14 protein-coding genes are annotated in these 13575 nt (G+C 61.5%); 6 read left to right on the top strand and 8 right to left on the bottom strand.

The features are described 5' to 3' along the window. Positions 1–110 precede the first annotated feature (110 nt). Positions 111–1136: a ferrochelatase gene (hemH, locus tag AB4Z20_RS10475; RefSeq protein ID WP_442089847.1), complete on the bottom strand. Its 1026-nt coding sequence runs from the start codon at positions 1134–1136 to the stop codon at positions 111–113. A 13-nt stretch (positions 1137–1149) separates the two neighbouring features. Then, the gene (locus AB4Z20_RS10470) at positions 1150–2049 is read right to left on the bottom strand and encodes a TIGR01777 family oxidoreductase (RefSeq protein ID WP_442089846.1); all 900 of its coding nucleotides are present in this window, start codon (positions 2047–2049) and stop codon (positions 1150–1152) included. A 196-nt stretch (positions 2050–2245) separates the two neighbouring features. Here AB4Z20_RS10470 and AB4Z20_RS10465 point away from each other — a divergent pair, with 196 nt between their 5' ends. The 6 genes from AB4Z20_RS10465 to AB4Z20_RS10440 all read left to right on the top strand — a co-directional run bounded on the left by AB4Z20_RS10465 (position 2246) and on the right by AB4Z20_RS10440 (position 8009). Then, positions 2246–3232 (top strand): NAD(P)/FAD-dependent oxidoreductase, encoded by a 987-nt coding sequence (locus tag AB4Z20_RS10465; RefSeq protein WP_063324394.1) that lies wholly within the window; start codon positions 2246–2248, stop codon positions 3230–3232. Positions 3233–3405: 173 nt separating this feature from the next. Continuing rightward, a complete protein-coding gene (locus AB4Z20_RS10460) occupies positions 3406–4368 on the top strand; it encodes a YbgA family protein (protein WP_214512459.1) in 963 nt (320 codons plus the stop codon). Further along, positions 4368–5315, top strand: coding sequence for a MerR family transcriptional regulator (locus tag AB4Z20_RS10455; protein ID WP_320389433.1), 948 nt, complete (start codon positions 4368–4370; stop codon positions 5313–5315). Before AB4Z20_RS10460 ends, AB4Z20_RS10455 begins: the two co-directional genes overlap by 1 nt. 12 nt (positions 5316–5327) lie before the next feature. Beyond that, positions 5328–6779: a deoxyribodipyrimidine photo-lyase gene (gene phrB, locus AB4Z20_RS10450; RefSeq protein ID WP_442089845.1), complete on the top strand. Its 1452-nt coding sequence runs from the start codon at positions 5328–5330 to the stop codon at positions 6777–6779. Positions 6780–6902: 123 nt separating this feature from the next. Then, positions 6903–7676 (top strand): SDR family NAD(P)-dependent oxidoreductase, encoded by a 774-nt coding sequence (locus tag AB4Z20_RS10445; RefSeq protein WP_258689356.1) that lies wholly within the window; start codon positions 6903–6905, stop codon positions 7674–7676. Positions 7677–7703: 27 nt separating this feature from the next. After that, positions 7704–8009, top strand: a complete 306-nt coding sequence (locus tag AB4Z20_RS10440; protein ID WP_258689357.1) for a YkgJ family cysteine cluster protein — start codon at positions 7704–7706, stop codon at positions 8007–8009. Positions 8010–8072: 63 nt separating this feature from the next. Here AB4Z20_RS10440 and AB4Z20_RS10435 read toward each other — a convergent pair whose 3' ends face one another. From AB4Z20_RS10435 to hemA, 6 genes are all read right to left on the bottom strand, one after another. Next, positions 8073–8591: an acyloxyacyl hydrolase gene (locus AB4Z20_RS10435; RefSeq protein ID WP_092149578.1), complete on the bottom strand. Its 519-nt coding sequence runs from the start codon at positions 8589–8591 to the stop codon at positions 8073–8075. 114 nt (positions 8592–8705) lie between these two features. Further along, complete coding sequence (gene murI, locus AB4Z20_RS10430) at positions 8706–9497, bottom strand: glutamate racemase (protein WP_092149581.1); 792 nt, start codon at positions 9495–9497, stop codon at positions 8706–8708. Further along, the gene (locus AB4Z20_RS10425) at positions 9490–10245 is read right to left on the bottom strand and encodes a molybdopterin-synthase adenylyltransferase MoeB (protein WP_003205517.1); all 756 of its coding nucleotides are present in this window, start codon (positions 10243–10245) and stop codon (positions 9490–9492) included. The genes murI and AB4Z20_RS10425 overlap by 8 nt, the downstream gene beginning before the upstream one ends. Beyond that, the gene (prmC, locus tag AB4Z20_RS10420; RefSeq protein WP_258689359.1) at positions 10239–11069 is read right to left on the bottom strand and encodes a peptide chain release factor N(5)-glutamine methyltransferase; all 831 of its coding nucleotides are present in this window, start codon (positions 11067–11069) and stop codon (positions 10239–10241) included. The genes AB4Z20_RS10425 and prmC overlap by 7 nt, the downstream gene beginning before the upstream one ends. 14 nt (positions 11070–11083) lie before the next feature. Next, a complete protein-coding gene (gene prfA / locus AB4Z20_RS10415; protein ID WP_018606464.1) occupies positions 11084–12166 on the bottom strand; it encodes a peptide chain release factor 1 in 1083 nt (360 codons plus the stop codon). Continuing rightward, positions 12163–13452, bottom strand: a complete 1290-nt coding sequence (gene hemA, locus AB4Z20_RS10410; protein ID WP_214512453.1) for a glutamyl-tRNA reductase — start codon at positions 13450–13452, stop codon at positions 12163–12165. The genes prfA and hemA overlap by 4 nt, the downstream gene beginning before the upstream one ends. Between the last annotated feature and the right edge of the window lie 123 nt (positions 13453–13575).

Genomic DNA, 13575 nt, shown 5'->3' with positions numbered 1-13575 from the left:
TCATCGCGAGCAAGCTCGCTCCCACAAGGGGATCTGTTGTGAACACAAATTTTGTGATCACTCGAGATCCACTGTGGGAGCGAGCTTGCTCGCGATGAGGCCCTTGAACCTCACAAAGCTATCGGCGCCCGTTCGCAGAGAGTGCTCAACGCCTGCGCCCACTGCCGCTCATCATTGAGGCAAGGCACCAGCACCAACTCCTCCCCCCCCGCCGCACGGAACTGCTCGCGGCCGCGATCGCCGATTTCCTCCAGGGTTTCAATGCAGTCGGCCACGAACGCCGGGCACATCACCAAGACTTTCTTCACGCCGCTTCTGGCCAGTTCCTCCAGGCGTGCTTCGGTATAGGGTTCGATCCACTTGGCCCGGCCCAATCGCGACTGGAACGACACCGACCACTGGCCAGCCTTGAGCCCCATGTGTTGGGCGAACAGCTCGGCAGTGCGAATGCATTGCGCACGGTAACAGGTCGCCATGACCTCCGGCGGCGCGTTCTTGCAGCAGTCGGCATCCTTGAAGCAATGGAACCCCGTGGGGTCGAGCTTGGTCAGGTGTCGCTCCGGCAAGCCGTGGAAACTCAACAACAGATGATCGTGCTCCTGCATCAGGTACGGCTTGGCACTGGCCACCAGGGCGTCGAGGTATTCGGGCTGGTCGTAGAATGGCTGGAGAATCGAGAACTGCACATCGAGTTTCTTTTCCCGCACGACCCGCTTGGCCTCCTCGATCACCGTGGTCACGGTGCTGTCGGCGAACTGCGGATACAACGGCGCCAACGTGATCTTCTTGTGACCCTGGCTCGCCAGCCGCACCAACGCCGACTCAATGGACGGCTCGCCATAACGCATTGCCAGCTCTACCGGCCCCTGGGTCCACTGCGCGGTCATGGCCTGTTGCAGCCGGCGGCTGAGCACCACCAGCGGCGAACCCTCCTCCCACCAGATCGAGGCGTAGGCATGGGCCGATTGCTCGGGACGCTTGATCAGGATCAGCGACACCAGCAAGCGCCGAACCGGCCATGGCAGGTCGATGACATACGGATCCATCAGGAATTGATTGAGGTAGCGGCGCACATCGGCCACCGAAGTGGAGGCAGGCGAACCCAGATTCACCAGAAGCAACGCGTGATCGGTCATGCAACGTCCTATTTCAAAGGCGGCTGGACAAGTCTTCCAGGGCCGCAGGCAAATCAGTGAACCGGAATGTGAAACCCGCCGCCTGCAATCGGGCCGGCGTGGCGCGCTGGCCGCCGAGCAACAGCAATGACAACTCCCCCAGCGCGACTTTCAACGCAAGTTCCGGCATCGGCACCACGGCAGGCCGATGCAATACACGCCCCAGGGCTTTGGCAAAATCGCGGTTGCGCACCGGGTTTGGAGCGCACGCATTATAAGGACCGCTGGCCTCAAAGCGGTGCAGAAGAAAATCAATCAGGGCGATTTGATCGTCAATATGAATCCACGGCATCCACTGCCGACCATTACCGATACGCCCGCCCAGCGCCAGTTTGAACGGCAGCAGCAGCCGCGACAAAAAGCCGCCCTCGGCAGACAGGACCAGACCGGTACGAACCAGCACCACGCGTATGCCCAACGCCTCGGCCCGTTGCGCGGTTTCTTCCCAGGCGATGCACAACTGGCTGGCGAAATCTTCACTCACCGGCCCCGATTCCTCGGTCAACTCACGCTCGCCACCGTCGCCATACCAGCCCACCGCAGAACCGGAAATCAACACCTGTGGTTTCTGCTCGCAACGCTCCAGCCACGCCAGCAAAACTTCCGTCAACGTGATGCGACTGCTCCACAACAACATCTTGCGCTTGTGGCTCCAGGGCCGGTCGGCAATCGGCGCTCCCGCGAGGTTGACCACCGCGTCCACCGGCTCGACAACTTCATCGAGCCTGGCAACGCCTCGCACGTCTGCCCCACAGATTTTCGCCACCTCTTCGGGTCGGCGACTCCATACCGTCAAGCGATGTCCCTGCCCCAACCAGAGGCGGCAGAGCTGACGTCCGATCAAACCAGTACCGCCGGTCAGCAATATGTGCATGAGATGTTCCTCGTATCGCGTTTTACCCGGCCCATTAGTCTATTTTTATAAGCAGGGATTTTTCGTATCGGACAGGGTCTGTGTTTAACAATAGGACAAGCTGTCCAAACGCGAACGGTAAAACTTATACCAAAAACCAGAATTGTACAGGTTTAAACGACGGCGTAGTCTGTACAGAAAGGTAAACGAGGCCCTCATGACTGTACCTATCGCAATCATCGGCACCGGCATCGCCGGACTTTCAGCCGCCCAGGCCCTGACGGAGGCCGGGCATATCGTTCAACTCTTCGATAAAAGCCACGGCAGCGGCGGACGCATGTCGAGCAAACGCAGCGACGCCGGCGCATTGGACATGGGCGCGCAATACTTCACCGCCCGCGATCGCCGCTTTGTCACCGAGGTCCAGCGCTGGCAAACCAACGGCTGGGCGGCGGAATGGAACCCGCAACTCTACAACTTCCAGAACGGACAACTGAGCCCATCGCCGGACGAACAGACCCGCTGGGTCGGCACGCCGCGCATGAGCGCCATCACCCGCGCCTTGCTCGACAAGTTGCAGGTGCAGTTTTCCTGCCGGATCACCGAGGTGTACCGCGGCCAGGAACACTGGCATTTGCAGGACGCCGAAGGTTTCACCCACGGCCCCTTCGGCCAGGTGGTGATCGCCACGCCCGCGCCCCAGGCCACCGCATTGCTGGCGGCCGTACCGAAGCTGGCCGCAGTGGCCGCCGGCGTGAAGATGGACCCGACCTGGGCCGTGGCGCTGGCCTTCGAAACACCGCTGGATACGCCCATGGAAGGCTGCTTCGTACAGGACAGTCCCCTGGACTGGCTGGCGCGCAACCGCAGCAAGCCGGGACGCGACAACACGCTCGACACCTGGGTACTGCACGCCACCAGCGACTGGAGCCGGCAGCACATCGACCTGTCCAAGGAAGCGGTGATCGAACATCTGCACGGCGCCTTCGCCGAACTGCTGCACAGCGCGATGCCCGCACCGAGCTTCAGCGTGGCCCATCGCTGGCTCTACGCCCGCCCCGCCGGCAACCACGAATGGGGCGCCTTGGCCGATGCCGACCTGGGCCTGTATGTGTGCGGCGACTGGTGCCTGTCCGGCCGGGTCGAAGGCGCATGGCTCAGCGGCCAGGAGGCTGCACGCCGCCTGCACGCAAGCCTGCAGTAAAGCGCGTCACCCATCGCTATCCGCTGCTGTCGAAAGAGACAGCAGCCTGCCTGCGACACAGACTGACGTCGCCTCGCCACATAATCCGGTTGACTTGCGCACGTTCGGACCTATGATGAAAATATTGTACATAAATACAAAACTGTACAAGATTTAGCAATCAGAGGTCGCCCATGCCCAGCACAGCCATCGCCAAACCCAGAATCGCCATCAGCGCCTGCCTGATGGGGGCTGAAGTTCGCTTTAACGGCGGGCACAAGCAATCGCAGTTGTGCAGCCGCACCCTCGTCGACTATTTCGATTTCGTGCCGGTGTGCCCCGAAGTCGCCATCGGCCTGGGTATCCCCCGGGAGCCGATTCGCCTGGTGGGCGACCCCGAACATCCCGAGGCGCTCGGCACGGTGAATCGTGACCTCAACGTGACCAGGCCACTGGCCGACTACGCAAAGCAAATGGCTGGGGAACTGGATGATATCTGCGGCTATATCTTCATGCAGAAATCGCCGTCCTGCGGACTGGAACGGGTCAAGGTCTATGACCACAACGGCGTGACCCAGGACGGCGGCGGGCGCGGCATCTATGCCCAGGCCTTCTGCGAACGCCACCCCGACCTGCCGGTGGAGGAAGACGGCCGCCTCAACGACCCGGTGCTGCGCGAGAACTTCCTGACCCGGGTGTTCGCCTATGCCGCCTGGCAACCTTTGCGTCGCGACGGACTGACCCGTCGCGACCTGATCGAATTCCACGCGCGCTACAAATACCTGCTGATGGCCCACAACCCGGTGCAATACAAGGCCCTGGGCAATTTGCTGGGCAACATGGGCAAGGCCGACCCCAATGAGTTGGGCCCACGCTATTTCAGCGCATTGATGGCCGCCTTGAAGAAATGCGCCACCCGCCGCACCCACACCAACGTACTGCAACACCTGAGCGGTTACCTCAAGCGCGCCATCGACGCCGATGACAAACAGGAAGTACAGCATCTGATCGAGCAATATCGCCTCGGCATCGTGCCCTTGGTGGTGCCACTGACACTGCTCAAGCATCACTTGCGCCTGCACCCCGATCCTTACCTGGCGCAGCAGGTCTACCTGCAACCACACCCGGAAAACCTCAGCTTGCGAAACGCTATTTGATGAAGATCGAACCCGACTCCAGCGCCAGCGAAGACCTGGGGGCCGACTTTGCCAAGGCCTTGGCGCAAGGCTGGCTGCCCATACGCGAGGTCGCCCGGCAAACCGGTGTCAACGCCGTCACGCTGCGAGCCTGGGAACGCCGTTATGGCCTGATCGTGCCGCACCGCACGCCCAAGGGCCACCGACTGTTCAATGCCGACCATGTGCAACGGATCCTGAGCATTCTCACCTGGATCGACCGTGGCGTTGCGGTGAGCAAGATCAAGCCGTTGCTGGACACGCCGCAGCCAACGAGCGAACCCGCACCGGTGCCGGAGAATGACTGGCAGCGTCAGCGCCACGCCCTGGTGCTGGCGGTGACGCAACTGGCCGAGCGCCAGATCGATGACCTGGTCAACCAGGCGATGGCGCTGTACCCACCCTGGACCGTGTGCGAGCAGTTGCTCTTGCCGTTGCTGGCCGAGCTGCACCTGCGCTGGCAAGGCCAGTTCGGTGCGCAGCTGGAACGGATCTTCCTGTTCTCGTGGCTGCGCAGCAAGTTCGGCAGCCGGATCTACCACAACAACCGTCAGTTGCGCGGCGCGCCACTGTTGCTGGTCAATCATTCGGACTCGCCCCAGGAGCCGCACTTGTGGCTCACCGCCTGGCTGGCCAGCAGCGCCGACTGCCCGGTGGAAGTGTTCGACAGCCCGCTACCGGCGGGAGAACTGGCCCTGGCGGTCGAGCGCCTCAAGGCCCGCGGCGTCCTACTGTATGCCAGTCACGCACTCAACCTGTCCCAACTGCCCAGGCTACTGGGTGGAATCGATTGTCCGATCGTCATTGCCGGCCCGGCCGCGTCGATCCACCAAGCCAGGTTATCCACAGGCGTGTCGATGATTGACGTCTCTTGGGCCGAAGACCCGTTATCGGCTCACCGCGAACTGAGTCGCCGAGAACTCCTCTAGATGGAAGACAGCATGCAACTGATCTGGCTGCGCAACGACTTGCGCCTGCACGACAACACCGCCCTTGCGGCGGCCGCAGCCCAAGGCCCCTGCGTGGCGGTGTACCTGACCAGCCCCGAACAATGGCGCGCCCATGACGACGCGCCGTGCAAGATCGATTTCTGGCTGCGCAACCTCGGCGCGTTGAGTGCGGTCCTGGCCGAATTGAATATCCCACTGCTGATCCGCGCCGCTGCGCATTGGCATCAGGCACCGCAGGTACTGCTCAAGCTGTGTCGTGAACTGAACGTCGGCGCCGTGCATGTCAACGAAGAGTACGGCCTGAATGAAACGCGACGCGACGCCGAAGTCGCCCGCGCGTTGAATGACCTGGGCGTTGAGTTTCACAGCCACCTCGATCAATTGCTGTTCAAGCCTGGCAGCGTACTGACCAAGACCGGCAACTATTTCCAAGTGTTCAGCCAGTTCCGCAAGGTCTGCTACAGCCGTCTGCACTTTTCATTGCCGAGCCTGGTCGCCACGCCTGCCCGGCAGGCCCCCACCGGCATTGCCCGTGACCCGGTGCCGACGCAAGTCGATGGGTTCGCCCCGCCCAGCGAAGCGCTACGAGCGCTCTGGCCCGCCGGGGAAATCGAAGCCTGTCGGCGCCTGGACGCCTTTGTCGAGCAGCACATCGACGATTACCAAGGCGAACGGGATTATCCCGCCAGGCCCGGCACCAGCCAGCTATCGGCCTATCTGGTGGCCGGCGTGGTGTCGCCGCGTCAGTGCCTGCACGCCGCGCTGCAAGCCAACCAAGGTGAATTCGAGAGCGGAAGTGCCGGTTCTGTGACCTGGATCAATGAATTGCTCTGGCGCGAGTTTTATAAACACATATTAGTGGGCTATCCACGCGTGTCGCGCCATCGTGCGTTTCGCCCCGAAACCGAGGCGCTAGCCTGGCGCAAGGCCCCAGCAGAACTGGAAGCCTGGAAGCAAGCACGCACCGGCCTGCCGATTATCGATGCAGCCATGCGTCAATTGCTGGAGACCGGTTGGATGCACAACCGCTTGCGGATGGTCGTAGCCATGTTCCTGACCAAGAATCTGTTGATCGATTGGCGCGAAGGCGAGCGCTTTTTCATGCAGCACCTGATCGACGGCGACCTCGCCGCCAACAATGGCGGCTGGCAGTGGAGTGCCTCCACCGGCACCGATTCGGCGCCCTGGTTCCGCATCTTCAATCCGTTGAGCCAGTCGGAAAAATTCGACCGCGAGGGCCTGTTCATCAAACGCTGGCTACCTGAACTGAACGATCTGGACAGGCAACAGGTCCATAGCCCAAATACCCAGGGTGGCTTGTTTGGTGCCGTGGATTATCCGGCACCGATTGTCGACTTGAGCCAATCCAGGGCTCGCGCGCTGGCAGCGTTCAGAAACCTGCCGGCGCGACAGGACGCAGCCTTTGAAGGCATGGGCGATTAGCGAACATGAAATTACCAGCCTGCGGGATGCATTGTTTACCCGATAACATATAGTCTTACTAGTCGTACGGACTCTACTGAAAAGCTGCGAATCAGTGCGCTGTCCAATCGAAAGGAGCAGGGAATGGGTCTAAGACTGCCACGGCGCTATTGGCTCACCGGGGCTGGCAACGGAATCGGCGCTTCGTTGGCTGAAGCGATACTGCAGACGGGTGCATACCTGGCCGTCAGTTCGCGCTCGACCCAATCATGCGAAACCCTTTCGGTACGTTATCCAGGACAAGTGCTGACCGTGCCCGGCAATTTGACCGACAGCCAGGCCGTGCGCGAGATCGGCGAACAGATCGCCCGGCAATGGGGCGCCCTGGATCAGGTGATCGTCAATGCCGGGACGGCTGAGTACGTTGACGGGCAGCCGGCTGATCACACATTGATCGAGCATATTGTGCGCAGCAATCTACTGGCTGCCAGTTTCTGCATCGAAGTGGCCATGCCCTTGCTGCGCGCCGGGACCGAACCTCATCTTGTGGGTATTGCCAGCCCGGCAACTTACCTGCCCCCTTCACAAATAGAAGCGGGTGGCAGCGGGATGCGTCATCTGTTCGAATCGGCTCGGGCAGACCTGGCATACGCGGGTGTCGATGTGACGTTGGTACACCCTGGCTACGACGCCCCATTGCTGGGGCCCGACGATTGCCCCCAACCCCCGATTCACTGGTCGGCGGACGAAACAGCGCGGCACGTGCTGAATCAGTTGGTCGAGCGCCCGCGGGAAGTCGCGCTTCCCATCGCGTCCATGACCGCACTCTGGCCTTTGCCTTCGTCGACCGAATGCGTGCCGACCGATATTGGCTCATGCCAGGCGAAAAACGGCTATCCGATCAAGGGACAACCCTGAGCCGCTGATTGCCTTACACTGCGCGCCATGAAAACCATCCCTGTCCGTGAAATCCCGACACCGGCCGTCACGTGTTCGACGTGCGCGGCGTGCTGCTGCCAGTTGGAAGTGATGCTGATCACCGACACCGGGGTCCCGGAGCGCTTTATCGACACGGACGACTGGGGTGGAGAGGTGATGCTGCGGCTGGATGACGGTTGGTGCGCGGCCCTGGATCGCGACAGCATGATGTGCACCATCTACGAAAAGCGCCCGCTGATCTGCCGCGAGTTCGAGATGGGCGCGCCGGAATGCCTGGAAGAACGCCAAGGGATTGCGACGGCGTATCGATAAAGCGCTGGCCTGATCTACTGTGGGAGCGAGCTTGCTCGCTCCCACAGTTCTCAAACTGTTTTGTTACAGCGGCATCGTGTAGTGCAGCGAGTAGCTTTCTACACCGTCGTTGGTCGACTTGATGCCGGCGTTGGAGTAATGAGTGGCGCGAATGCCCACTTCATGTCCACCGTTGAAGCGCAGGCCGAAGCCGATACGATCTTCAAATTGGAAAGCCGTACCGAGCTTGTTGTCTTCCACTTCGGTATTGGCGAACAACGCCACCCCAACACCCGCCTCGATGTAAGGCTTAACGTTCTGGCCGGAAAATTCATAGACAAACACAGGCGAAAACGAAAGGCTGTGATTGCTGGATGTCTCGTCCCCTTCCCAATAGGTGTAGGCGCCGCTCCAGTAGCCGGTCAGGCGACCGACATCACTTTGCAGCCAACTCTTGTCCCAGTCGAACTGCATGCCCAAGCGATAGGTCATGGTCGAATCGCTGGTCTGGCCAACCCCAAATTCCACACCCGCTGCTTGTGCAGTGTAAGTGTGCCCCAACAATGCAGCCGCAAACGCGGCAAAGCAGAATAAGCGCTTCATTAGAAACATCCTTTTCCGAACAGACTTAGTTAGTTTTGTTACAAACAGACAAAGCTATAGAAATCCGTACCCAAACAGAAGTTCAGCCCGTTTCACACGGTTTTCACATTCTTCTTACAGATCGAAGCTTCGCACAACGCCGGACGAATGCCATAGCGTCGGTAGGATTTTTCTTAAATGTATCGGGTCTGCACTCGTCCAGAAATACGTTTCGCCGGCTGGCCCCTCAGCCAGCAGCTCTCGCTCAGCCAAAAGGCGCTGAAGTTGCCGGGCCACGGCGGCACCGGTGTCGATCAGGCTGATGTGCTCCGGAATCATCCGCGCGAGCAATGGCTTGAGGAACGGATAGTGCGTGCAGCCCAGGATCAGCGTATCGCAGCCGGCTGCCAGCAAGGGGTCGACGTAATGTTGCAGCAATTGATACAAGGCCGGGCTGTGCAAATCACCCGTCTCGATCAGTTCAACCAGGCCCGGACACGGTTGCGTGATGACTCGCACATCGGTGGCGAAACGGTCGAGCAAAGCGGCGAACTTGGCGCTCTGCAAGGTGCCGGTGGTGGCCAGCACACCGACAATACCGCTGCGGGTCGCGGCAGCCGCCGGCTTGACCGCCGGCTCCATCCCGACGATGGGCCAATGGGGGAAATCACGGCGTAGATCGGCAACGGCAGCAACCGTTGCGGTGTTGCAGGCTACAACCAGCGCCTTGGCACCCTGGCCCAGGAGAAAGTCGGCAATGATCGCGCAGCGTTGTCGGATGTATTCCGGGGTCTTCTCGCCGTAGGGAATATGCCCACAGTCGGCCACATACAACAGCGACTCATTGGGCAGCAACTGGCGAATTTCCCCCAGCACCGACAACCCGCCGACACCCGAGTCGAGCACACCGATCGGCGCTTCACTCATGTTGGCCACCGCAGACGCTGCAACCTGGGTCGCGCTTGACCCGCAGCTCACGGAATCGCGTACCCAAGGCATCGATCAACAGCAGGCGCCCCACCAGCGGCTCACCGAAACCGGCCAGCAACTTCAAGGCTTCAAGGGCTTGCAGGCTGCCCACCAATCCCACCAGCGGTCCGATCACGCCGGCCTCGCTGCAGGTCAGCTCGGCTTCGCTGCCGTGGCCGTAAAGGCAGTGGTAGCAAGGGCTTTCGGGGCGGCGTGGGTCGAACACCGACAACTGCCCTTCCAGGCGAATCGCCGCGCCACTGACCAGCGGTTTACCCGCCGCAACACAGGCCGCGTTCACCGCTTCGCGGGTAGAGAAATTGTCGGAGCAGTCGAGCACCACATCCACTGCCGCGACTGCCGCGGCCAGGCTGTCTTCGTCCATGGCCGCCCGGTGAGGCACCAGCCGAACCTCGGGGTTGATCGCCCCCAGGCGTCGCATCGCCGAATCGACCTTGCTCAGGCCGACGCTGTCAGTGTCGTGAATGATCTGGCGTTGCAGGTTGGTCAGGTCGACGGTGTCGAAATCCGCCAGGTGCATTTCACCCACCCCGGCGGCGGCCAGGTACAACGCCACCGGGGCGCCGAGACCGCCAAGGCCGATGATCAGCACGCGGCTTTGCTTGAGACGTAATTGGCCGTCGATGTCGACGTGCTGCAACAGAATCTGCCGGCTGTAGCGCAACAACTCCTGATCGTTCAGCACGGCAGGCACCCCAGGCTGATGCGCTCATGACCGCCCAGGTCCTTGCGGCTGTGGACTTCGACAAAGCCTTGGCTGCGCAGCAAATCGCGCACCGCTTCGGCCTGGTCGTAGCCGTGCTCGAGCATCAGCCAGCCGCCCGGCTCGAGATGAGTCGGTGCCTGGGCAACGATCTGGCGCAAATCATCGAGCCCGTCCGGCCCGGCAACCAAGGCACTGGCCGGCTCGAAACGCACGTCACCCTCGGCCAGATGCGGATCGCTGGCTGCAATGTACGGCGGGTTGCTGATGATCAACTCGAAACGCGTGTCTTCCAGCGCACTGAACCAGTGGCTGCTCAGCACCGTGACGTTGCGCAGGTCCAGGCGCTGGCGATTGCGTTCGGCCAGGGCCACGGCCTCCAGCACCCGGTCGACCGCGGTGACTTTCCAGGCCGGGCGCTCGCTGGCCAATGCCAGGGCAATCGCGCCGCTGCCGGTGCCCAGGTCCAGGACCCGGGCCGGTGTGGCCGGCAACAAAGCCAGCGCGGTTTCCACCAGCAGCTCGGTGTCGGGACGCGGGATCAAGGTATGAGGCGCGACTTCCAGGTCGAGTTTCCAGAAGCCCTGTTGCCCGAGGATGTACGCCACCGGCTCGCCGGAGCGACGCCGCCGCAGGTATTCGGAGAACAGCAACGCTGCTTCACTGGGTACGATCCGCTCGGGCCAGGTGTGCAGGAAGCTGCGGGGCTTGCCCAAGGCTGCGGCCAGCAACAACTCGGCGTCCAGCCGTGCCGTGGGCGAATCCGGTAACTCGGCAGCGCGTAACAGACTGGCGATGATGGTCATTTGTTCACCTGTGCTTACTCGCCAATCGCAGCCAACTGGTCGGCCTGGTATTCGGCCAGCAACGGCTCGATTACCGCATCGACACCACCGGCAAGGATCTCGTCCAGGGAATACAGGGTCAGGTTGACGCGATGGTCGGTGACCCGGCCCTGGGCGAAGTTGTAGGTACGGATCCGCTCGGAACGGTCGCCCGAGCCCACCAGCAATTTGCGCTCGCTGGCGATGGCATTGGCAGCGGCGCTGGTCTGCTGGTCGTTGAGCTTGGCCGACAACCAGGCCATGGCCCGCGCGCGGTTCTTGTGCTGGGAACGTTCTTCCTGGCACTCGACCACGATGCCCGAGGGCAAGTGCGTGATGCGGATCGCCGAGTCAGTCTTGTTGACGTGCTGGCCGCCCGCGCCGGAGGAACGATAAGTGTCGACCCGCAGGTCCGCCGGATTGATCTCGATGGCTTCCTGCTCGTCCGGCTCGGGCAATACCGCCACGGTGCAAGCCGAGGTGTGGATGCGCCCTTGGGATTCGGTGGCCGGCACGCGTTGCACGCGATGGGCGCCGGATTCGAATTTCAGCTTGCCGTAGACATTGTCGCCTTCGACCCGGGCGATGACTTCTTTATAGCCACCGTGTTCGCCTTCGTTCTCCGAGAGGATCTCCACCCGCCAACCGCGACGTTCGGCGTAGCGCGAATACATGCGAAACAGGTCACCGGAAAAAATCGCCGCCTCATCGCCGCCGGTACCGGCACGGATCTCCAGGAACACATTGCGCCCGTCATTCGGGTCCTTGGGCAACAGCATGCGCTGCAGGCTGCTTTCCAGTTCAACCAGTTGATCCTTGGCTTCGCGGACTTCCTCCACGGCCATTTCGCGCATGTCCGGATCGCTGTCCTTGAGCAGCGCCTGGGCGCCTTCAAGGTCGCCCTGCACTTTGAGCAACTGTTTATAGGCGGCGACAATCGGCTCGACTTCCGCGTATTCCTTGGAATAGGTGCGGAATTTGTTCTGGTCGGAAATGACTTCGCCGTCGCCCAGCAAGGCGGTCAGTTCTTCGAAACGGTCCTGGAGGATATCCAGCTTGTTGAGCAGTGACGCTTTCATTGCGGTTTTTTATCCGAAAAGCTATCCGGTGAGCCCTCACCGAGGGCGAAGAGTTCCTGGGCCATGGCCAGCGCATCGAGGCGGCCTTCGGCGGTCAGCTTCTTGAGCTGGACACTGGGGGCGTGGAGCAATTTGTTGGTCAGGCCGCGGGCCAGTTGTACCAGCACCTCTTCGGCACTGCCGCCGTTGGCCAGCAGGCGCTGGGCTTTTTGCAGTTCCTCGTCGCGCAGGCGTTCGCTCTGCTGACGATACGCCTTGAGCACATCCACCGCCGCCAGCTCGCGCAGGCGCACCATGAAGTCGTCGGCACCGACGGTGATCATCTCTTCCGCCGCCTGGGCCGCGCCCTGTCGGCTCTTGAGATTCTCGGCGACCACCTCGTGCAGATCGTCGACGCTGTAGAGATACACGTCGTCCAGCTCGCCGACTTCAGGCTCGATGTCCCGGGGAACAGCAATGTCCACCATGAAAATCGGCTTGTGCTTGCGCAGTTTCAGGGCACTTTCCACGGCGCCCTTGCCAAGGATCGGCAACTGGCTGGCGGTGGAACTGATGACGATGTCGCTGTGCACCAGCTCTGCGGGAATGTCCGACAGCAGCACCGCATGGGCGCCGAACTGCTCGGCCAGGGTACTGGCCCGCTCCAGGGTCCGGTTGGCGACGACGATGCGCTTGACCCCCAGGTCGTGGAGATGGCGGGCGACCAGGGTGATGGTCTCACCAGCGCCGATCAGCAGCGCCTGGCTGCGTTGCAAATCACTGAAAATCTGTTTCGCCAGGCTGACAGCGGCAAACGCCACGGACACCGGGTTCTCACCGATAGCGGTGTCGGTACGCACCTGCTTGGCGGCGTTGAACGTCGCCTGGAACAGGCGCCCCAGCAGCGGGCCGACGGTGCCGGCCTCGCGGGCCACGGCGTAGGCCGATTTCATCTGGCCGAGAATCTGCGGCTCGCCCAAAACCAGCGAATCGAGCCCCGAGGCGACCCGCATCATGTGACGAACGGCCGCATCGTCTTCGTGCACATAGGCACTGGCGCGCAGCTCTTCAAGGCTCAGGTTGTGATAGTCGGCCAGCCAGCGCAGGACTGAATCGGCCGAAACGTGATCCTGTTCTATATAAAGCTCGCTGCGATTGCAGGTGGAGAGGATCGCAGCTTCGCGGCTGTCGGTCAGTCGGCAGAGCTGCTGCAAGGCCTCAACCAGCTGCTCAGGCGTAAAGGCCACGCGCTCGCGGACGTCTACTGAAGCAGTCTTGTGGTTTATACCGAGTGCAAGGAAGGCCATTCAAGGTCGCTGATAGTGACGTGAAGCCGGCAATTGTCCTACTTCGTCAGATTCAGAACAACCACTCGATCTCTATCGCCCTGCCCTGGGTTGTAAATCGACGGGGCGGTTATGTTTGACCGA

The organism is Pseudomonas sp. KB_12, from assembly GCF_052114545.1.
Classification (GTDB): Bacteria; Pseudomonadota; Gammaproteobacteria; order Pseudomonadales; family Pseudomonadaceae; genus Aquipseudomonas; species Aquipseudomonas brassicacearum.
Note: the sequence above shows the minus strand (reverse complement) of the source record. Positions and strands in the feature narration are given on the sequence as shown.

Bases quoted from the DNA above. Each gene is read 5' to 3' on its own strand.
- AB4Z20_RS10470 (WP_442089846.1), bottom strand. From the start codon at position 2,049: ATGCACATATTGCTGACCGGCGGTACTGGTTTGATCGGACGTCAGCTC.
- prfA (WP_018606464.1), bottom strand. From the start codon at position 12,166: ATGAAAGCGTCACTGCTCAACAAGCTGGATATCCTCCAGGACCGTTTC.
- AB4Z20_RS10460 (WP_214512459.1), top strand. From the start codon at position 3,406: ATGCCCAGCACAGCCATCGCCAAACCCAGAATCGCCATCAGCGCCTGC.
- prmC (WP_258689359.1), bottom strand. From the start codon at position 11,069: ATGACCATCATCGCCAGTCTGTTACGCGCTGCCGAGTTACCGGATTCG.
- murI (WP_092149581.1), bottom strand. From the start codon at position 9,497: ATGAGTGAAGCGCCGATCGGTGTGCTCGACTCGGGTGTCGGCGGGTTG.
- AB4Z20_RS10435 (WP_092149578.1), bottom strand. From the start codon at position 8,591: ATGAAGCGCTTATTCTGCTTTGCCGCGTTTGCGGCTGCATTGTTGGGG.
- AB4Z20_RS10465 (WP_063324394.1), top strand. From the start codon at position 2,246: ATGACTGTACCTATCGCAATCATCGGCACCGGCATCGCCGGACTTTCA.
- AB4Z20_RS10440 (WP_258689357.1), top strand. From the start codon at position 7,704: ATGAAAACCATCCCTGTCCGTGAAATCCCGACACCGGCCGTCACGTGT.
- hemA (WP_214512453.1), bottom strand. From the start codon at position 13,452: ATGGCCTTCCTTGCACTCGGTATAAACCACAAGACTGCTTCAGTAGAC.
- AB4Z20_RS10445 (WP_258689356.1), top strand. From the start codon at position 6,903: ATGGGTCTAAGACTGCCACGGCGCTATTGGCTCACCGGGGCTGGCAAC.
- AB4Z20_RS10455 (WP_320389433.1), top strand. From the start codon at position 4,368: ATGAAGATCGAACCCGACTCCAGCGCCAGCGAAGACCTGGGGGCCGAC.
- phrB (WP_442089845.1), top strand. From the start codon at position 5,328: ATGCAACTGATCTGGCTGCGCAACGACTTGCGCCTGCACGACAACACC.
- hemH (WP_442089847.1), bottom strand. From the start codon at position 1,136: ATGACCGATCACGCGTTGCTTCTGGTGAATCTGGGTTCGCCTGCCTCC.